Origin of the sequence: Pseudomonas sp. K2I15, from assembly GCF_002204795.1 — a bacterium.
GTDB lineage: Bacteria > Pseudomonadota > Gammaproteobacteria > Pseudomonadales > Pseudomonadaceae > Aquipseudomonas.
Genome location: NZ_NIXO01000040.1, coordinates 1 through 20,399 on the forward strand (window position 1 = coordinate 1; position 20,399 = coordinate 20,399).

Annotated in this window: 16 protein-coding genes; 2 read left to right on the top strand and 14 right to left on the bottom strand. The window is 60.6% G+C overall.

Annotation, left to right across the window (positions count from 1 at the left end; genetic code table 11):
- Nucleotides 1–161 precede the first annotated feature (161 nt).
- Nucleotides 162–605, bottom strand: a complete 444-nt coding sequence (gene azu, locus CEC48_RS21395; protein WP_088425561.1) for an azurin — start codon at nucleotides 603–605, stop codon at nucleotides 162–164.
- Between the two features lie 337 nt (nucleotides 606–942).
- Between azu and CEC48_RS21400 the strand changes: the two genes are divergently transcribed.
- On the top strand, nucleotides 943–1,530 hold the full coding sequence (locus CEC48_RS21400; RefSeq protein WP_088425562.1) for a TIGR00730 family Rossman fold protein: 588 nt from the start codon (nucleotides 943–945) through the stop codon (nucleotides 1,528–1,530).
- A 68-nt stretch (nucleotides 1,531–1,598) separates the two neighbouring features.
- Nucleotides 1,599–1,787, top strand: a complete 189-nt coding sequence (locus tag CEC48_RS21405) for a hypothetical protein (RefSeq protein WP_088425563.1) — start codon at nucleotides 1,599–1,601, stop codon at nucleotides 1,785–1,787.
- Between the two features lie 47 nt (nucleotides 1,788–1,834).
- On the opposite strand, the gene CEC48_RS21410 is transcribed toward CEC48_RS21405, so the two are convergent.
- From CEC48_RS21410 to rnr, 13 genes are all read right to left on the bottom strand, one after another.
- Nucleotides 1,835–2,725, bottom strand: coding sequence for a transglutaminase family protein (locus CEC48_RS21410; protein ID WP_088425564.1), 891 nt, complete (start codon nucleotides 2,723–2,725; stop codon nucleotides 1,835–1,837).
- Nucleotides 2,725–5,211: a circularly permuted type 2 ATP-grasp protein gene (locus tag CEC48_RS21415; RefSeq protein WP_088425565.1), complete on the bottom strand. Its 2,487-nt coding sequence runs from the start codon at nucleotides 5,209–5,211 to the stop codon at nucleotides 2,725–2,727. The genes CEC48_RS21410 and CEC48_RS21415 overlap by 1 nt, the downstream gene beginning before the upstream one ends.
- Before the next feature lie 191 nt (nucleotides 5,212–5,402).
- A complete protein-coding gene (locus tag CEC48_RS21420) occupies nucleotides 5,403–8,693 on the bottom strand; it encodes a DUF2126 domain-containing protein (RefSeq protein ID WP_088425566.1) in 3,291 nt (1,096 codons plus the stop codon).
- Between the two features lie 409 nt (nucleotides 8,694–9,102).
- Nucleotides 9,103–9,555 (bottom strand): hypothetical protein, encoded by a 453-nt coding sequence (locus CEC48_RS21425; protein ID WP_088425567.1) that lies wholly within the window; start codon nucleotides 9,553–9,555, stop codon nucleotides 9,103–9,105.
- Complete coding sequence (locus CEC48_RS21430) at nucleotides 9,552–10,472, bottom strand: NAD synthetase (RefSeq protein ID WP_076018044.1); 921 nt, start codon at nucleotides 10,470–10,472, stop codon at nucleotides 9,552–9,554. Before CEC48_RS21430 ends, CEC48_RS21425 begins: the two co-directional genes overlap by 4 nt.
- 222 nt (nucleotides 10,473–10,694) lie before the next feature.
- Nucleotides 10,695–12,998 carry a YgiQ family radical SAM protein gene (locus CEC48_RS21435; RefSeq protein ID WP_088425568.1) on the bottom strand — a complete coding sequence of 768 codons (2,304 nt, stop codon included), beginning with the start codon at nucleotides 12,996–12,998 and terminating at the stop codon, nucleotides 10,695–10,697.
- 99 nt (nucleotides 12,999–13,097) lie between these two features.
- Nucleotides 13,098–14,492 (bottom strand): replicative DNA helicase, encoded by a 1,395-nt coding sequence (dnaB, locus tag CEC48_RS21440; protein WP_064450415.1) that lies wholly within the window; start codon nucleotides 14,490–14,492, stop codon nucleotides 13,098–13,100.
- A gap of 134 nt (nucleotides 14,493–14,626) precedes the next feature.
- Nucleotides 14,627–15,073 carry a 50S ribosomal protein L9 gene (gene rplI, locus CEC48_RS21445; protein ID WP_003171376.1) on the bottom strand — a complete coding sequence of 149 codons (447 nt, stop codon included), beginning with the start codon at nucleotides 15,071–15,073 and terminating at the stop codon, nucleotides 14,627–14,629.
- A gap of 18 nt (nucleotides 15,074–15,091) precedes the next feature.
- Nucleotides 15,092–15,979: a hypothetical protein gene (locus CEC48_RS21450; protein ID WP_088425569.1), complete on the bottom strand. Its 888-nt coding sequence runs from the start codon at nucleotides 15,977–15,979 to the stop codon at nucleotides 15,092–15,094.
- A gap of 36 nt (nucleotides 15,980–16,015) precedes the next feature.
- The gene (rpsR, locus tag CEC48_RS21455) at nucleotides 16,016–16,246 is read right to left on the bottom strand and encodes a 30S ribosomal protein S18 (protein WP_002551829.1); all 231 of its coding nucleotides are present in this window, start codon (nucleotides 16,244–16,246) and stop codon (nucleotides 16,016–16,018) included.
- Between the two features lie 28 nt (nucleotides 16,247–16,274).
- Nucleotides 16,275–16,697, bottom strand: coding sequence for a 30S ribosomal protein S6 (rpsF, locus tag CEC48_RS21460; protein ID WP_003217491.1), 423 nt, complete (start codon nucleotides 16,695–16,697; stop codon nucleotides 16,275–16,277).
- 308 nt (nucleotides 16,698–17,005) lie between these two features.
- The gene (rlmB, locus tag CEC48_RS21465; RefSeq protein ID WP_048727526.1) at nucleotides 17,006–17,761 is read right to left on the bottom strand and encodes a 23S rRNA (guanosine(2251)-2'-O)-methyltransferase RlmB; all 756 of its coding nucleotides are present in this window, start codon (nucleotides 17,759–17,761) and stop codon (nucleotides 17,006–17,008) included.
- Nucleotides 17,758–20,391 carry a ribonuclease R gene (gene rnr / locus CEC48_RS21470; protein ID WP_088425570.1) on the bottom strand — a complete coding sequence of 878 codons (2,634 nt, stop codon included), beginning with the start codon at nucleotides 20,389–20,391 and terminating at the stop codon, nucleotides 17,758–17,760. Before rnr ends, rlmB begins: the two co-directional genes overlap by 4 nt.
- Nucleotides 20,392–20,399: the final 8 nt, after the last annotated feature.

Here is a 20,399-nt window from a genome sequence, read left to right on the forward strand (position 1 = left end):
CTCAGCCATGCATTACGTCCTGCCTCATCGGCGTGAGGAGCGCATTTATCCGCGGGCCATCCGGCTCAAATCACCGAAATATCCGATCAGAAATAAAAAAGCCAGTCAGCTTAACTGACTGGCATTACCCCGACGGGCGCTTTTTTTTGCCTGAAGATTGCTTACTTCAGGGTCACAGTGCCTTTCATCATCGAGATGTGGCCTGGGAACGAGCAGAAGAAGCCGTACTTCTCGTCAGCTTTCAGTTTCGATACGTCGAAGGTCACCGAATCTGTCTCGCCAGCGCCGATGATTTTGGTGTGGGCAATAATGCGAGCATCACCGTCCTTCAAGTAGTTGCTGGCAGCGGCGCCCATACCGTCGCTGGCGATCGGTTGCATATCGGCTTCTTTACTCAGCACCCAGTTATGGCCCATGACGTTTTTCGGCAAGCTGCCGGAGTGGGTCAACTCAACGGTGAACGTTTTGCAGCTCTTGTCGATTTCGATGGCCTTGGTGTTGAAGGACATCTGGTCAGTGGAGTCGACAGTGACCTTGCACTCTGCAGCAAGCAACTGGCCGCTAGCCAGAGTCAGCAGGGAAACAGCAACGAGTTTGGCAAACATGTGAATCTCCAGGGCAGGGTTTAAAAAACGCATAGTGCGACAAGGGTGCCTGAGTCAGGCAGGACTTCATATGATCTGTATCAACAGATTGTATACAACTTTAGGCTATCAGACTCATCGAAACAATCTACCGGCCAAAGTACTGATGCCGGCCTATGATCGGCCCATCACCCTTCCGGAGTCCGCGCCATGCACCTCAATAACCTGTTCCGCAGCCTGCTTGCCGCCTATGCCTGTGGTGCCAGCGGCACGTACGAAACACCTCAACGCGAGGTTTAATCCTTTGAGAGACGCAGGCCAGCCTTTACTCTTTAGCCACAACTGAGTGGAGTCAGGTATGACCTTGAAGTCTGTCTGTGTGTTTTGCGGTGCCAGCAGCGGCACCAACCCGGCCTATCGTGAAGCGGCCGTGGCCCTCGGGCGCGCGCTGGCCGAGCGCAAGCTGACCCTGGTGTACGGTGGTGGCGCCGTGGGCCTGATGGGAATCGTCGCCGATGCGGCGCTGGAAGCCGGCGGTGAAGTGATCGGGATTATTCCCGAAAGCCTGAAAGTCCTGGAAATCGGCCACAAAGGCCTGACCCGCCTGGAAGTGGTCGACGGCATGCACGCCCGCAAGGCACGCATGGCCGAGCTGAGCGACGCATTTATTGCGCTGCCGGGCGGCCTGGGCACCCTCGAAGAACTGTTCGAAGTCTGGACCTGGGGCCAACTCGGTTACCACGGCAAACCGCTGGGTTTGCTCGAAGTGGACGGTTTTTACCGCAAATTGACCGATTTTCTTGATCATATCGTCGGCGAAGGTTTCGTCCGGGCGCCCCATCGTGCCATGCTGCAAATGAGCGAATCGCCGGCTGAGCTGCTTGACGTACTGGATGCCTGGCAACCGCTGGTCCTGCCCAAATGGGTGGACCAAAAACCCGATTAACCCTTGGGACGCGATTAAAGGCAGAATACGCGCCGCTCAACCTCACCTTCGACCCCAGAGGATCGCCCATGGCAAAACCTAATTACTCCTTCGCCAAACGTCAGAGAGACTTGGCCAAAGAGCAGAAGAAAGAGGAAAAGCTGCAGCGCAAGAAAACTGCAGCCGACGAAGAAGCCGGTGCACTGAACCCGGATGCGGAAGGTACAGTGGCTACTGACGACACCGAAGCACCGAAAGATCAGGCGCCAGACGCCTAAGGCCTCTCACTTGTAGCCACTGCCCAGGCAGTGGCTACAGGCCTTGTTTATTCCAGCGGCATCACCGTCACCCGCACTTCCGGGTCATGGCTCCCTCCTCCCAGAATCACCCCCCGCAACGGCGAAACATCGGAAAAATCCCGGCCCCAGGCCAGGGTGATGTGTTCCAGTGCCGGCTGCACATTGTTGGTCGGATCAAAATCCACCCAACCCAACACCGGGCAAAACACCGACACCCACGCGTGGGACGCATCCGCGCCGATCAACCGTGGCTGGCCGGGCGGTGGCTGGGTCAGCAGGTAACCGCTGATATACCGTGCCGCCAGGCCCCGGGAGCGCAGGCACGCGAGCATCAGGTGGGCGAAGTCCTGGCACACGCCGCGCCGGCGCTCCAGCACTTCCACCAGCGGCGTGGCGACCTGGGTGGCTTCGGCATCGAAGGTGAACTCGCTGAAGATCTTCTCCATCAGCGCCTGCACACCCAATAGCAAAGGGCGACCTGCCGGGAAACAGTCTTCAGAGAACTCGACGAAGCTTTTCTTCAAATGCACGTAGGGCGATTCGAACCGGTAGCGGCAGGCCTCGATCACCTCGGCCGACAGCGGTTGGCTGCTGTAGGTAAGACCGTTGCGGGCTTGATCCCAGGCCAGCGACAGGCTGAAATCCAGCACCGGCCGCGCCAGCACTTCCACCGTCAGCCCGGCGTTCACCAGCAGTTCATCATGGGGCCGCTCGAACGCCAGCCGGGTGATCGGGTTACCAAACACGTCCAGCTCATCCCGGCGCGAGGTCGGTTCGGGGCTGATCTCCAGTTGCTGCGAGCTGCAGCGCTGCCAGGCGCAAGGCCGTGGCCACAGATGCGCCAGTTGCTGGGCGAGGGACACCGGGCTGTCGTAATGGTAATGGGTATCGTGGAAAATCTGGTAGCGGGCACTCATCACACAGACACCGTTTGCTGGCTGACATCGTCCACATGGGCAAAATGGCGCAAGGCCAGGCGATCCGAGACTAGCCCGCTTTCATCGGCTACCGCTTGCAGCAGGTCGGCCAGGCCGTCCAGCGCAGCACGCACGCTGGACTCGCCGAACAGCGGGTTCTCCAGGCAACCCAGGTCAAAGCGCGCCAGGCGCTCCACCAACGGCGCCAGCCCGGTTTCCCGGGGCACGCCGAAATCGTCATTCAGGCGACGCAGGGTGCGGCTCACCAGTTTGAGCTGGAACAGCACCGCGTGGGGATTTTGCTCGTCCAGCAGCAACAGGTCCAGCACCGGGATCAATTGCGGCACCGCAAGATAACGCGAGCGGTAAGTGATGCTGCTGTTGCCCAGTTCCAGCAACCATTCCAGCCCGGCCTGATCGAACACCGCCACGCCACGCAGGAAGGCCGCCAGGCTGCTGCTGAGAAATTGCAGGCGCTCGATGCGCCGGCCCATCATCAAGAAGCGCCAGCCTTCGTCGCGGGTCATGTCGTCGAGGGCAAAGCCCGACAGCGCCGCGAGCGACATCACCAGGCGGTTGAGGAAATCGAGCAGTTCGCCGAAGTCCGGCTCTTCGCTTTCCAGCTCCAGGGCTTCGCGCTGCAACTCCACCAGGGCCTGCCAGTTTTCCCGGGACAGCTTGCCACGCACCTGGGACGCCGCCCACTGCAAACGCTGCAAGTTGGCCCGCAGGCTCGACGGCCAGTCATCACCGAGCAACGCCGCCTGGAGCCGCTCAGGCAATTCGCCCTCCTCCGGCAACAGTCGCAGGTTCTCACCCAGCTCAACCGCCGCCTGCAGCGCCAGCGGGTCGTCTCCGTCGACATAGCGGGCGAGGACGATCCGCAGCCAGCGCGCGCTGTTATCACAACGCTCGCAATAGCGGCCAAACCAGAACAGGTTCTCCACCACCCGCGACGGCAGGTACGGATCACGCCGCACCAGGTCGTGGGCGCCGATCGCCCGTTGGGCGCGCCAATGTTCGGCGCCGTGGGCGCGCTCGCCGAGCACCCAGGTGTCCTTGCTCGCGCCGCCACGTTGCATCGACACCACTTCGGCATCGGCCTCGGCGGCCACGCGGGTCAGGCCGCCGGGCAATACCCGGTAACCGTCGGCGCTGGCCACAGCGTAAACGCGCATGCCGATGGCACGATGTTGAAGGTGATCATCGACCGTGTGCCACACCGGCGCCTGGGATAATTGCGCAAGTTCCTGGGCGACGTAGGCGTAAGGCCGGGCCTGCATGCGTTCAGCCAGGGCTTGGCGTTGCTCGTCATTCAAATCGCGGCCAAATACCGGGGTGAAGCTTTGCGACGGGAACGCCGGTTTGATCAGCAGCTCCGGAAGTTTTTCCAGGGCTTCGGCCAGCACCGGCGGCTCACCGCACCACCAGGTGGCGATGGACGGCAGGATCAGCTCTTCGCCAAACAGGAATTGATTGATCTTCGGCAAAAAGCCCAGCAGGCCGGGCGACTCCAGCACGCCGCTGCCCAACGCGTTGGCCACCAGCACGTTGCCCTGGCGTACGGCATCCAGCAGGCCGGGCACGCCGAGGGCCGAGTCGGTGCGCAGCTCCAGCGGGTCGCAGAAATCGTCGTCCAGGCGGCGCATGATCGCGTGCACCCGGCGCAGGCCGCTGAGGGTTTTGAGGTACACCGTGGCGTCGCGCACGGTCAGGTCGCCGCCCTCCACCAGCGGGTAGCCGAGCTGGCGGGCGAGGTATAAATGCTCGAAATAGCTTTCGTTGAAACGGCCCGGGGTCAGCAGCACGATCAGCGGCGGCTGGTCGTCGCTCGGTGCCTGGCGGGCCAGGGTTTCCTGCAAGGTGCGGAAGAAACCGGTGAGGTGCTGCACCTGCAAGTCGCGGTACAGGTCCGGGAATGCACGGGACACGATGGTACGGTTTTCCAGGGCATAACCGGCGCCGGACGGGGCCTGGGTACGGTCGGCGGTCACCCACCAGCGGCCATCCGGCGTGCGGGCCAGGTCCACGGCGTACAGGTGCAGGTACGCGCCGTCTGGCGGCTGGATGCCCTGGCACGGCCACAGGAAATTGTTATGGCCGAACACCAGTTCGGCCGGCAGCAATCCTTCGGCGATCAAGCGTTGCGGGCCGTAGAGGTCTGCCAGTACGGCATTGAGCAGGCGTGCACGCTGGGCGATGCCGGCTGAGAGTTGCTTCCACTCATCGGCCGCCAGCACGTGTGGCAACAGGTCCAGCTCCCACGGGCGATCAGCGCCCTTGGGGTCGGCGTAGACGTTGTAGGTCACGCCGTTTTCCTGGATCTGCCGGGTCAGCAAGGCCTGGCGCTGGGCCAGTTGCGCCGGGGTGCTGCGTTGCAGGTGATCGAGCAGGCGCTGCCAATGGGCGCGAACCGCGCCGCTGTCGTCCAGCAGTTCGTGATAAGTGCCCGCGGTCAGCGGGTAACGGTCGAGCAAGTCGGGCATGGAACGCTCGGCAGGGGCAAGGGAAGTCAAATTAACTCACAAACACTGCGATCCACCTGTGGGAGCAGGCTTATGTGGGTGCGGGCTTGCTCGCGAAAGCGGAGTGTCAGGCACTGAATGTGTTTCTGAGACACCGTATTCGCGAGCAAGCCCGCTCCCACACAAACCCGCTCCCACATTTTGAATCGCGCTTAGTCATTCTTATTGGGGAAGCGCCGCAAATCCAGGGTCATCGGCAATTCATCATTGATCACCACGCTCGGCACCGGCAATTTCCCGGGAGTGTGTCCCAAGCGGAAAAACCGCGCCATCCGCCGGCTTTCAGCTTCATTGGCATTCACCGGCAGGCTGTCGTAATTGCGCCCGCCCGGATGGGCGACATGGTACTGGCAACCACCCAGCGAGCGCTGCATCCACGTGTCCAAAAGATCAAATACCAGCGGCGCATGCACCGGGATGGTTGGCTGCAAGCAGTTGGCCGGTTGCCAGGCGCGATAGCGCACGCCCGCGACAAACTCGCCGACGCGCCCGGTGGGTTGCAGCGGCACCGGAATGCCGTTGCAGGTCAGCAGGTAACGCTGGGGCGGCAGGCCGCTCAACTTGACCTGCAAGCGTTCCAGGGACGAATCCACGTAACGTACCGTGCCGCCCACTGCGCCCTCCTCGCCCAGCACATGCCAGGGCTCCAGGGCCTGGCGCAGTTCCAGTTCGATACCGCTGACGGCATAGTCGCCGACCTTGGGAAAACGGAACTCCAGGTGCGCGGCAAACCATTCGGCCCGCAGCGGATAACCGGCGGCGTTCAGCTCGACGATCACGTCAGCAAAATCCTGCTCGATAAAATGCGGCAACAGGAAGCGGTCGTGCAGCTCCGTGCCCCAGCGCGCCAGCTTCGGCGGTGCATAGGGTTCACGCCAGAAACGCGCGACCAGCGCCCGCAGCAGCAGTTGCTGGGTCAGGCTCATACGCGCATGGGGCGGCATTTCAAAGGCGCGTAATTCCAGCAGGCCCAGGCGCCCAGTGGCCCCGTCCGGCGAGTAGAGTTTGTCGACGCAGAATTCGGCGCGGTGGGTGTTGCCGGTGACGTCGATCAGCAGGTTGCGCAGCAGGCGGTCCACCAGCCATGGCGGGCATTCTTCGCCCACTTCGGGCATCTGGGCGAAGGCGATTTCCAGCTCGTACAACGCATCGTTACGCGCTTCGTCGACCCGTGGCGCCTGGGAAGTCGGGCCGATGAACAGGCCGGAAAACAGGTAGGACAGCGACGGGTGGTTATGCCAGTAGCTGATCAGACTGCGCAGCAGATCGGGACGCCGCAGGAACGGCGAGTCCTTGGGCGTGGCGCCACCGAGCACAAAGTGGTTACCACCGCCGGTGCCGGTGTGGCGGCCGTCGATCATGAATTTTTCAGTGGTAAGACGGGTTTGCCGGGCCTCTTCGTAGAGAAACTCAGTGCGCTCCACCAACTCGTCCCAGGTGGCGGACGGCTGCACGTTAACCTCGATCACACCCGGGTCCGGCGTAACCCGGAAGTTGCTCAGGCGTGGGTCGCTCGGTGGCTCGTAGCCTTCCAGCAGCACCGGGCAGTGCAGTTCTTCGGCGGTGGCTTCGATGGCTGCCACCAGCTCCAGATAATCCTCGACCCGTTCCAGCGGCGGCATGAACAGGTACAGCCGGCCTTCCCGCGCTTCGGCGCATAGGGCGGTGCGGGTCAGCCAGTCAGCAGATTCGTCGATCTTCGGAACACGGTCTGTGCTCGCCGCCGCCTCGCCGTGGCTTTGCAGCTGCGAGGTGGTCGGCAGGTCCGCCAGGTCCTGGTTGGGATCAGTGGGATGCACGAACGGATAGTCCGCTGCCGTCACCCACGGCTGCGAGGCCAGTGGCAGGCGATAACCCAGCGGCGAATCACCCGGCACCAGGCGGCAATGGTTGTCCCGCAGGTACCAGCGCCCGCTCTGCCAGCGGTCATTGGCCGCTGTGCGCGCCAGCGGCAGCACCTGGCCGATGACTTTATCCAGGCCCTGGCTGAAGACTTTGCGCAGGCGGTCGCGCTCAAGCTTGTCTTCCAGGCGCGGGTCTTCGGCGGTGACGTTTTGCGGCAAGGCGCCTTCGCGCCACAGGTAGTAGAAATTGTCTTCGTAGGCCGGGAATACAAAATGCGTAGGCAGTTTCAGGCGCTCGGCGACGCTGGCGAGAAAACGCCCGGCCATCAGGCCATCGGCGCCGTAGCTTTCCTGCTCATCGGCGATCAGCGCGCTGTTGTGCCAGATCGGTACCCCGTCGCGGCGCCAGTAGCAGTTCAGAGACCAGCGCGGCAGTTGCTCGCCCGGGTACCACTTGCCCTGGCCGAAGTGCACCAGGCCCTTGGGCGCGTAGTGCTTGCGCATGCGCTGGAACAGCTCGGCAGACAGCCGGCGTTTATCGGGGCCCAGGGCTGCGGTATTCCATTCGGCACCGTCGGGGTCGTCGATGGAAACGAAGGTCGGTTCACCACCCATGGTCAGGCGTACGTCGTCCTTGAGCAGGTCGCCGTCGATCTGCCGGCCAAGGGCCTGGATCGCCAGCCACTGCTCTTCGGTGTAGGGCTTGGTAACCCTTGGGGCTTCCCAAATCCGTTCTACGGACATCTCGTGGGTAAATTCGCACTCGCACGGTTCCACCAGACCACTGATTGGCGCCGCGGAGGAAGGATCAGGACTACAGGCCAACGGGATATGGCCTTCACCGGCGAACAAGCCGGAGGTGGCGTCGAGGCCGATCCAGCCGGCGCCGGGCAAATACACTTCGCACCAGGCATGCAGGTCGGTGAAATCCACCTCGGTGCCGGACGGGCCATCGAGGGCTTTGACGTCGGCGGTCAGCTGGATCAGATAGCCGGACACAAACCGTGCCGCCAACCCGAGATGACGCAGCAGTTGCACCAGCAACCACGCCGAATCCCGGCACGAGCCGGAGGCGTTTTCGAGGGTGAATTCCGGGGTTTGTACGCCCGGCTCCATGCGGATCAGGTAGCCGATATCGGCGGCCAAGCGCTGATTGAGCCCTACCAGAAAATCCACGGCGGGCAACGGCGTGCGGTCGATACCCGCCAGATACGCGGCGAATCTGGGGGTCAGCGGCAATGTTTCCAGGTACGGCGCCAGCTCGCGCTGCTCATCGGCGGCGTAGCTGAACGGGATTTTTTCGGCGTAGGGCTCAAGGAAAAAGTCGAACGGGTTGAACACCGCCATCTCGGCGACCAGGTCGACCTCAATGCGCAACTCGTCGGTCTTTTCCGGGAACACCAGGCGCGCCAGGTAATTGCCCTGGGGGTCTTGCTGCCAATTGATGAAGTGCTGTTCCGGCAGCACTTTCAGCGCGTAGGACAAAATCCGCGTGCGGCTATGGGCCGCCGGACGCAGACGAACAATCTGTGGGCCGAGTTCGACTGCGCGTTCGTAGCGGTAATGCGTAACGTGGTGCAAAGCGACATGAATCGACACGGCGGCCTCCTGCGAGCCAGGGCATGAAAACAAAGCGCGCAAGACTTATGCCAGAGCAGCGGTCATTGCGCTTTATCGTGGGACCCGGTGCAGTACAGCACCAAAACGGCGCAATGGCTGCCGTCATGGTGCGAGGGTTGCACATATTTGTGGCGGGAGTGTGAGGGTGGGTGGTGAATCTACCCACTCAACGGGCCTAGTGCCGGGCGATTACGGCTTCGCGCAGATGCCGAACTTCGAGCAGCTTCTGGCGCATTTCGCGGTGGCGCTTGCCGTTGAGCAATAGCAGCGCAAGCAAGGGTAAAAGCACGCTCATGCCATAAATGAAGTTATGCGGGCGATACTCGATCGTGGGTGGTTCATTGCTCGATTCCCTTATACAAAATCGACAGGAGTGGTGCCCTGATACCTATCGGGTTCGGCCCTTGGTCTTCAAAGACTGCCGAATGTGGCGAATTCCCACGAGTTTAATGCGCATATCTCGCTGAATAGCGCTGTTGAGTATCAAGAGGCCAAACAGCGGAAAAACCAACGCAAGGCCATAAAGAACGGCGTGCGGCTTGTACTGAATCATGGGAAGCACAAACAGAAAGCAAGCGAAGTAAATACCCACCATTACCCACACCCACGACGGTCGCCCGCGCAAAATCATGAAATTGCTGTGGACCGTTAACAGGATCAGAAATGCCCCGACGAGCATGATCGAAAAGCCCAAACCTCCAGCGAGAGGCGCATCACGAAAATAGGTCGCAAAGGAAAGCGCCGTCGCGAAGCCCAAAGAAAAATAAGCCGCAAATACACCACCGATAAAAGTAAGGAAGTAATGCCTGAAAAAATCACGAAGCGTCATCAGCTCGCTCATTCTCCGACCTCCTCATACAACCCCAATGCGATGGTTTTTACGTTGCCCGTGTAAGCACTCCCAATAAGGCCCGCAGTTGCGCCTAAGGCGTCTTTAATCTGGGTTTTGGTGCTGTGTTTAAGTTGGGTCGGGGTAAAACGCTTGGGCAGTTCGCCCGACAACTGCTTGAGCTTGAGCATCTTCGATGTGAGGCGAGGGTCATTGATGGTCAGCAGTTCTTTTGTGAGCTTCGCTCTTTCTTGTCGATTCAAGCCACGAAGCACTTCGCGCAACGTCTTGCCTGTGGCCGCCTTCGCGACATTGACAAGTTTTATTGTCGTCAGGGCGGAGGCACCCACTCCAGCTAACGATACTGCGTCCAAAACCGTTGAGGTGTTCTGATACCACGCCTCGCTGTCGAGCCAATCATTTCCCTCTGGCCTTGCGACCTCGAGTACCGTTCGAGTAATGCCATTGAAACACTGGAGTGCGCTTGCACCAGCCGCCGCGTATCCGACCACAACGATGACTGAACTCGCGCCGGCGCTGAATGGAACCAAAATGGTTCCGCTGGCAATAGCAGCCCAACTGATGACGGCGCCAAAACAAGAAATGCCGGTATTCACCGCCTCACCAATCAGGCGGGATTCGCGCGGATTACTCACAACATGTTCAGCAAATTGCGTGGGGGCAATGTACTTCTGCGCCTCCCGCAGAATCACGCGCTTGGGCGTAATGCTGCAGAGGGGTTTGAATTCACGCAGGGTCACGATGTTGAAGTCAGCATCGATATACACCACACCCGCCCCCACAATGCCGGGGTCGGCGTCAATGGCCGCAAACAGGCGTGGCAGGTTGATCTGGCTTTCGATGCGCTGGCGCGCCATAAACTGGGAGCGGTTGGAGTCCATGCCGATGCCAAGCAGGGGGCTGCTCATGGGGGGTGTTCTTCCTTGAAATGAGTGGTGACTGAACTGGCGCTTTCGCGAGCAAGCCCGCTCCCACATTCGACCGCATTCTCATGCTGGAACCCGGTCAAGTGTGGGAGCGGGCTTGCTCGCGAAGGTGATTTAATGGGCGCCACCTTAACAAACAGACTACCCACCCGCTAGAAAGCAAAACGCCAGCACGAGGCTGGCGTTTTGCGTTTCAGGCTGCGATCAACGCGGCACTACCGGCTTGCGGGCTGGCTTCTTGCCTTTGCCCTTGGCCGCGTCGGTGCGTTCCTTGGCGGCCTGCTTGTTGCGCACCATGGCCGCAGCCTTGGCTTGCTCACGCTTGTCCCACGGGTTGCTGCCGTCACTGCCACGCGGCGGCAAGCCGGTGTGCTGGGTGAGGATTTTGGTGGTGGTTTCCTTCGCAACCTTGTGGCTGCCAGCCGGCGTCGAGTTCTTGCGACGCGCACTCTGGTAGCTGTCGGTGGCCGGCTGGTGCAACGGGATCAGTTGCTCCTTGCCCGGCCCGATCAGGTCGCCACGGCCCATGCGGGTCAATGCTTCACGCAGCATCGGCCAGCCTTTCGGGTCGTGGTAGCGCAGGAAGGCCTTGTGCAAACGGCGCTGTTCTTCGCTCTTGACGATGGTCACCGCGTCGCTCTTGTAGGTGACCTTGCGCAGCGGGTTCTTGCCCGAGTGGTACATCGCCGTGGCGGTGGCCATGGGCGAGGGGTAGAACGCCTGCACCTGGTCGGCACGGAAGCCGTTGCCCTTGAGCCACAGGGCCAGGTTCATCATGTCTTCATCGGTGGTGCCCGGGTGGGCGGCGATGAAGTAAGGAATCAGGTACTGCTCCTTGCCCGCTTCCTTGGTGTACTTCTCGAACATGCGCTTGAACTTGTCATAGCTGCCAATGCCCGGTTTCATCATCTGGTTGAGCGGACCTTCCTCGGTGTGTTCCGGGGCGATCTTCAGGTAACCACCCACGTGGTGGGTCACCAGCTCTTTAACATATTCCGGCGACTCGACCGCGAGGTCGTAACGCAGGCCGGAAGCGATCAAAATCTTCTTCACACCCGGCAACGCACGGGCGCTGCGGTACAGCTGGATCAACGACGAGTGGTCGGTGTTCAGGTTCGGGCAGATACCCGGGAACACGCAGGACGGCTTGCGGCACGCGGATTCGATTTCCGGGCTCTTGCAGGCAATGCGGTACATGTTCGCGGTCGGGCCGCCGAGGTCGGAGATCACGCCGGTGAAGCCTGGCACCTTGTCGCGGATCTCTTCGATTTCGCGAATGATCGACTCTTCGGAACGGTTCTGGATGATCCGGCCTTCGTGCTCGGTGATCGAGCAGAAGGTGCAGCCGCCGAAGCAGCCACGCATGATATTCACCGAGAAACGGATCATGTCGTAGGCCGGAATCTTTTCCTTGCCGTACGCCGGGTGTGGAACACGTGCGTAAGGCATGCCAAACACGTAGTCCATTTCTTCGGTGGTCATGGGAATGGGCGGCGGGTTGAACCACACGTCCACTTCACCGTGCTTCTGCACCAGCGCGCGGGCGTTGCCCGGGTTGGTTTCCAGGTGGAGCACGCGGTTGGCGTGGGCGTACAGGACGGAGTCGCCACGGACTTTTTCCACGGACGGCAGACGAATGACCGTCTTGTCGCGGGTCATGCGCGGGCTGGCCAGGATTTGTACGACCTTGGCTTCTTCCGGGTCATCCGTCGGGCCCTTTTCCTGCTCGATGGCGCAGGCCTGGGTGTCCTGGGTGTTCACGTACGGGTTGATGATCTTGTCGATCTTGCCCGGACGGTCGATACGGGTGGAGTCCACCTCGTACCAGCCTTCAGGCGTGTCACGGCGAATAAACGCAGTGCCGCGCACGTCGGTGATGTCTTCGATCTTGTGGCCCCACGACAGGCGCTGGGCGACTTCGACAATGGCCCGCTCGGCGTTGCCATACAGCAGGATGTCGGCGCAGGCGTCGATCAGGATCGAGTTACGCACGCGGTCCTGCCAGTAGTCGTAGTGCGCGATGCGGCGCAGGGAAGCTTCGATGCCGCCAAGTACGATCGGCACGTTTTTGTAGGCTTCCTTGCAGCGCTGGCTGTAGACCAGGCTCGCGCGATCCGGACGTTTGCCCGCCATGCCACCCGGGGTGTAGGCGTCATCGGAACGGATTTTCTTGTCGGCGGTATAGCGGTTGATCATCGAGTCCATGTTGCCGGCCGCGACGCCGAAGAACAGGTTCGGCTCGCCGAGCTTCATGAAGTCGTCTTTGGACTGCCAGTTGGGCTGGGCAATGATCCCGACGCGAAAGCCCTGGGACTCCAGCAGCCGGCCGATGATTGCCATGCCGAACGACGGATGGTCGACGTACGCGTCACCGGTGACGATGATGATGTCGCATGAATCCCAGCCAAGCTGATCCATCTCCTCCCTGCTCATCGGCAGGAATGGCGCAGGACCGAAACATTCGGCCCAGTACTTGGGATAGTCAAATAACGGCTTGGCTGTTTGCATGACGGTGACCGGTGTTGAGATGAAAAATCGCGGGCGCGGAATATAGCACAAAATTTGACCAATTCCGACCTTTGCAGTCGGAATTGGCAGGACGACTTTTTACTCGTCGTCGAAGTTGTAGCTACCCGGCGCCAGGTTTTCGAAGCGGGTGTATTTACCGATAAACGCCAGGCGCGTGGTACCGATTGGCCCGTTACGCTGTTTACCGATAATGATTTCAGCGATGCCTTTATGCTCGGTTTCCGGGTGATACACCTCGTCCCGGTAAACGAACATGATCACGTCAGCATCCTGCTCGATCGCTCCGGATTCCCGCAAGTCGGAGTTGATCGGGCGTTTGTTCGGGCGCTGCTCCAGGGATCGGTTGAGCTGCGACAGGGCAACCACCGGGCAGTTGAATTCCTTGGCCAGGGCTTTCAACGAGCGGGAAATCTCGGAAATCTCGTTGGTCCGGCTGTCACCGCTGGAACCCGGGATCTGCATCAGTTGCAGGTAGTCGATCATGATCAGGGCGATGTCGCCGTGCTCACGCACCAGGCGCCGGGTACGTGCGCGCATTTCCGACGGGCTGATGCCCGCCGTGTCATCGATAAACAGCTTGCGGTCGTTAAGCAGGTTGACCGCCGAGGTCAGGCGCGGCCAATCGTCGTCTTCCAGGCGACCGGCACGCACCTTGGTCTGGTCGATGCGGCCCAGGGACGACAACATACGCATGATCAGCGATTCACCTGGCATCTCCAGGGAGTAAACCAGTACGGCCTTGTCACTGCGCAACACGGCGTTTTCCACCAGGTTCATGGCGAAGGTGGTTTTACCCATGGACGGACGGCCGGCGACGATGATCAGGTCAGACGGCTGCAGGCCGCTGGTCATGCCGTCGAGGTCGGTGTAGCCGGTGGACAGGCCGGTGATGGCGTTGTCGGTGTTGAACAAGGTATCGATGCGGTCGATGGCCTTGGTCAGCAGGTCGTTGACGCTCACCGGGCCGCCGGTTTTAGGCCGGGCCTCGGCGATCTGGAAGATTTGCCGTTCGGCTTCGTCGAGAATCTCTTCGGCGGTGCGGCCTTCGGGGTTGAAGGCGCTGTCGGCGATCTCGGTGGCGATGCCGATCAACTGGCGCAACGTGGCCCGCGCACGGACGATCTGTGCATAGGCCTTGATGTTGGCGACCGATGGCGTGTTTTTCGCCAGCTCACCCAGGTAACCCAGGCCGCCCACTTGGGACGTCTGGCCTTCCTTGTCCAATTGCTCGGCCAGGGTCACCACGTCGATCGGTGAGTTCTGGTCGGCCAGCTTGGCAATGGCACGGAAGATCAGGCGGTGGTCATGACGGTAGAAATCGCCGTCCGAGACTTGATCCAGCACGCGCTCCCAGGCGTTGTTGTCCAGCATCAAACCACCGAGCACGGCCTGTTCGGCCTCGATGGAATGTGGCGGCACCTTCAGGGCAGCGGTTTGCAGGTCATATTGCTCAGGAGCGGAGATATCGTTCATGGCCACTTGGAATAGTTGGAAAATCAGGGGCTACAGAAAACAAAAGGCAGAAAAACAAAAGGCACGACCTGTAAACAGGATCGTGCCCGATGTTAACCGCCCGGCACGCTAGGTGCCAGTCAGTTAGGTGCTGCTTAAGCTGCTACCACAACAACGCGTACGGTTGCTTCGACTTCAGCGTGCAGGTGCACGGCTACATCGAATTCGCCAACGTTGCGGATGGTGCCGTTCGGCAGACGAACTTCGCTCTTCTGCACTTCAACGCCGGAGGCGGTCAGTGCATCAGCGATGTCGTGGGTGCCGATCGAACCGAACAGCTTGCCTTCGTCACCGGCGGTGGCAGTGATAGTCACTTCCAGCTCAGCCAGTTGGGCAGCGCGAGTTTCGGCCGAAGCTTTTTTGTCTGCTGCTGCTTTTTCCAGCTCAGCACGACGCTCTTCAAACGCAGCCAGGTTGGCAGCGGTTGCAGCGGTGGCTTTGCCGTATGGCAGCAGGTAGTTACGACCGTAGCCGGCCTTAACGTTCACTTTGTCGCCCAGGTTGCCCAGGTTGGCGACTTTTTCCAGAAGGATCAGTTGCATGTGAAAATCCTCTAACTTTTAACCTTCACCGTTCGCGTTATCGGCGTCTTTCGACGCCAGACGACCGCGAAAATCAATCAGGCCGTCGACAATGGCCAAGACCACGAGTAACGGATAGATCAGCTGCATGAACAGCAACAGCGTCACGTACAACCCCACCAGCCAGAACCTGGCCAGTCGCTTTTGCGCCACCAGCCCATGAATCAGGGACAGCCCGGCAAATACCAGCGGTACGCTGCACAACGGCACCAATAGCGCCAAGCCAAAAGTCGGCCCGACCACCATGAACGCCAGCAGCAACATCGCCGGTCCTGCGGGGATTCTGATACTGCGAAACTCGCGACCAAAACCACCCGGGTTATACAACAACGCCTGCCAGTAACGCCCAAGAATCAGGCTCAGCACGCTGACGATCTGCAACAAGGCCGCAATCAGGCCGGTAAGCATGGGTGCAATCACTGACGCCAAGCGCGCTCGCTCATCTACCGACAACTGCTGGTAGAGATCCCCGAGGGCCAGCGGCAGGATCTTTACGATCTCCTGCGCCAGCGCCTCGATTTGCGGGCGGAAAGCCGCGCCAAGCGCCAGTGAATACACCAACCCCAATGCCACGCTGACCAGCAGCGTACGGACCCAGGACTCACTTGCGCGTAAAACCAACGCAAGGGCCGATGAACCGAGCAGTACCAGAAGTACCCGTGGATCATCGAATTTCAACCACCAGACCAAGGCCGGCAGCATTCCCAGGGCAAGAACGCCAAGGGCGTCCTTCAAACCGCGCCGCAGGAGCACAAGGCAACCTGCAGCAGCACCCAACCAATACAACAACGGCAACGCTGCACATCCAGCCACTACCAGAGTGGCCTGCACACGACCGCGCATGATGAACTCAGCTAAGGCGCGCATGCATTCAATCCCTTACTACTTGTCGACTGCCCGGTCTCAGCGGCCGTGGCTGTCGGTGTAGGCCAGCAGGGCCAGGAAGCGGGCGCGCTTGATAGCGGTGGCCAGCTGACGCTGATAACGAGCTTTGGTACCGGTGATGCGGCTTGGAACAATTTTGCCGGTCTCGGATACGTAGGCTTTCAGAGTGTTGAGATCTTTGTAATCGATCTCCTTCACGTCTTCAGCGGTGAAGCGGCAGAATTTACGACGACGGAAGAAACGTGCCATTTGATAGGCTCCTTAAAAGGTCCGTGGATTACTCGTCAGCGTTATCGCTGTTGTCGCTGTCATCACTATCAGCGCTTTCAGCGCCTTCGTGCTCAGGACGGTCGCGACGCTCACGGCGCTCACTGCGGTTTTCTTCAGCCTTGAGCATCTCGGATTGGCCGGTAACGGCTTCTTCGCGACGGATGACCAGGTTACGGATCACTGCATCGTTGTAGCGGAAGTTGTCTTCCAGCTCGGCCAGGGCCTTGCCAGTGCATTCAACGTTCAGCATCACGTAGTGAGCCTTGTGAACATTGTTGATTGCGTAGGCCAGTTGACGACGGCCCCAATCTTCCAGACGGTGGATTTTGCCGCCGTCTTCTTCGATCAGCTTGGTGTAACGCTCTACCATGCCGCCGACTTGCTCGCTTTGATCCGGGTGGACCAAAAAGATGATTTCGTAATGACGCATGAATGCTCCTTACGGGTTGTAGCCTGCCGCTCAAAAACGGTCAGACAAGGAGTGAATGACACTTATGGATCTCGCCAAACGGAGGCACATGCGTGCCTGCCATGAAGGCAAGGGGCGCAATTGTAGAGAAGGGGGAGAAAGGGTGCAAGGTGATTGGCGATTATTTGAACAATCACCCCCACACCACAAAAACAAATGTGGGAGGGGGCTTGCTCCCGAAAGCGGTATGCCAGGCAGCAAATGCACTGGCTGATACACCGTATTCGGGAGCAAGCCCCCTCCCACATTTTGAGCGGCGCGAAACTTGGCTACTTCTTAGTCTTGGCCTTGACGCCACGCTGGCGCCGGGCTTCGAACAGGCAGACGCCCGTTGCGACGGAAACGTTGAGACTGCTGACGCTACCGGCCATCGGCAGGTGCACCAGGTAGTCGCAATGCTCACGGGTCAGACGACGCATGCCCTTGCCTTCGGCACCCATGATCAGGATGGTCGGCCCGGTGAGGTCCTGGTCATAAATGCTAACCTCGGCCTCCCCTGCCGTGCCCACGACCCACAGGCCGCGCTGCTGGAGCTTCTCCAGGGTGCGCGCCAGGTTGGTCACAGCCACCAACGGAATCACTTCCGCCGCACCGCAGGCGACTTTACGCACGACAGGCGTCAAGGTTGCCGATTTGTCTTTAGGCACGATCACCGCCAGCGCGCCGGCAGCATCGGCCGAACGCAGGCAGGCACCGAGGTTGTGCGGGTCGGTCACGCCGTCGAGCACCAGCAACAGCGGCGCGCCTTCGGTGCGATCAAGCAGCTCGTCGAGCATCGCTTCGCCCCAGACCTGGCTCGGGCTTACGTCCGCTACCACGCCTTGGTGAACGCCTTCGACCCAGACGTCCATTTCGCGACGCTCGGCCTGGCCGATCGCAACTTTATTTTGATTGGCCAGCTCGACCAGCGCTTGAACGCGCGGCTCACTGCGGCCTTCTGCCAACCACACCTGCTTGACGCGTTTCGGGTGGTGACGCAGCAATGCTTCTACGGCGTGAACGCCGTAGATTTTTTCCAGACTCATGACTTGGCCTTAGGTTTGCGCGACCCGCCGCTTTTCGCGGGGGCCGAACCCGCTTTTGGCGGGCCTTTACGGTGTTTACTCGGCTTGCTCGACGGCTTTTCCGCCTCGCGGGACTTTCCCCCAGACGCCGCTTTACCACCGCTTTTGGCTTCGTTGAGCAACTGCTGCTTCAACTCGCGGCTCTTGCGCAGCTCGGCGTTTTTCGCCGCGGCATCGCTTGGGCGGTAGGCTTCGGGGGCCTTGTCCTTGGCAGACGAACGACGAGCCGGCTTGGCTGGCGCAGGCTCGGCGACCGCTGCTTTCGCAGGAGCACCTTTGCCTTTGGCGGCCGGGGCTGCGGTTTCGCTGCCACGCTTTTTACGGCCAGTCGGCTCAACAGGCTTGTCTGGCATGCCGAAGTCGATCTTGCGCTCGTCGAGGTCGACGCGCATGACCTGCACTTCCACAGTGTCGCCCAAACGGAAGCTGCGACCGGTGCGCTCGCCCGCCAGGCGGTGATGCACAGGGTCGAAGTGGTAGTAGTCACCCGGCAAGGCGGTGACGTGCACCAGGCCCTCGACGTAGATATCGGTCAGCTCGACGAACAAGCCAAAGCCGGTCACGGCGGTGATCACACCCGGGAACGACTCGCCCACGCGGTCTTTCATGAACTCGCACTTAAGCCAGTTCACGACGTCGCGGGTCGCTTCGTCGGCACGGCGCTCGCTCATGGAGCACTGCTCGCCCAACTGTTCCAAGGCCGCTTCGTCGTACGGATAGATCCGTGCTTTCGGAATGGTCATGGCACCGGCGCGCTGGACGTGCGGGGTGTTCTGCTTGGAGTGGATCACGCTGCGGATCGCGCGGTGCGTGAGCAAATCCGGGTAACGACGAATCGGCGAGGTGAAGTGGGTATACGCCTCGTAATTCAGGCCGAAGTGGCCCTGATTATCAGCGCTGTACACCGCCTGGCTCAGGGAGCGCAGCATAACGGTCTGGATCACGTGGTAATCCGGACGGTCCTTGATGCTCGCGAGCAGAGCCTGGTAGTCCTTCGGCGTCGGGCCGTCCTTGCCTTTGTGCAGGGACAGGCCAAGCTCACCGAGGAACGCGCGCAGCTTCTCCAGACGCTCCGGCGGCGGGCCGTCGTGCACCCGGTACAACGCGGGAATTTCGTGTTTTTTCAGGAATTCTGCAGTGGCCACGTTGGCCGCCAGCATGCATTCCTCGATCAGCTTGTGAGCGTCATTACGCGTGGTCGGCGTGATCGCGGCGATCTTGCGCTCGGAACCGAAGACAATTCGGGTTTCCTGGGTCTCAAAGTCGATCGCGCCACGTACGTGACGAGCGCCCAACAGCACTTTGTACAGCGCATAGAGCTGCTTGAGGTGCGGCACGACATGACCGTACTCACCGCGCAGGGCTTTGGCTTCGCTGGTTTTCGGCTGTTCCAGGATGGTACTGACCTTGTTGTAGGTCAGGCGCGCCTGGGAGTGGATCACCGCTTCGTAGAACTGGTAGTCGGTCATTTCGCCGGTTTTCGAGATGGTCATCTCGCACACCATGGCCAAACGGTCGACTTTCGGGTTCAGGGAGCACAGGCCGTTGGACAGTTGCTCAGGCAGCATCGGGATTACGCGCTCGGGGAAATACACCGAGTTGCCGCGCACCTGGGCTTCGTTGTCCAGGGCCGAACCGATCTTCACGTAGCTGGACACGTCGGCAATCGCGACGAACAACTTCCAGCCGCCGGAGAACAGGCGCAGCTTGCCTGGCTTGGCTTCGCAGTAGACCGCATCATCGAAGTCGCGAGCATCTTCGCCGTCAATGGTGACGAACGGCAGATGGCGAAGGTCGATGCGTTTCTCTTTGTCTTTCTCTTCAACTTCCGGCTTGAGCTTGGCGGCTTCTTTCAGCACAGCCTCAGGCCAGACGTGAGGGATATCGTAGGTGCGCAGCGCAACATCGATTTCCATGCCCGGCGCCATGTAGTTGCCGACCACTTCGACGATATCGCCCTGTGGCTGGAAGCGCGCAGTTGGCCAGTGGGTGATTTTCACCTCGACGAACTGACCGACCTTGGCGGCGCCATTACGGCCCGGGGTGATCAGCACTTCCTGCTGGACCTTCGGGTTATCCGGCACGACAAAGCCGATGCCGCCTTCTTCGAAGTAGCGGCCAACGATGGACTCGTGGGCACGGGACACCACTTCGACGATCACGCCTTCGCGGCGACCGCGACGGTCGAGGCCGGAAACGCGCGCCAGGGCACGATCGCCATCGAACACCAGGCGCATTTGCGCCGGGCTCATGAACAGGTCGTCGCTGCCGTCGTCCGGGATCAGGAAGCCGAAACCGTCACGGTGGCCGGCAATGCGGCCGAGGATCAGGTCGAGCTTGTCCACCGGCGCGTACGTGCCACGGCGGGTGTAGATCAACTGGGCATCGCGCTCCATGGCGCGCAGGCGACGACGCAGGGCTTCGAGTTGGTCTTCGGTGGTCAGACCGAATTCTTCAACCAGCTGCTCGCGGCTAGCAGGCGAACCCCGATCGGCGAGATGCGCCAGGATCAGTTCGCGGCTAGGAATAGGGTTTTCATATTTTTCCGCTTCACGAGCGGCCTCGGGATCGAGGGACTGCCAATCGGCCATTAGAGAGT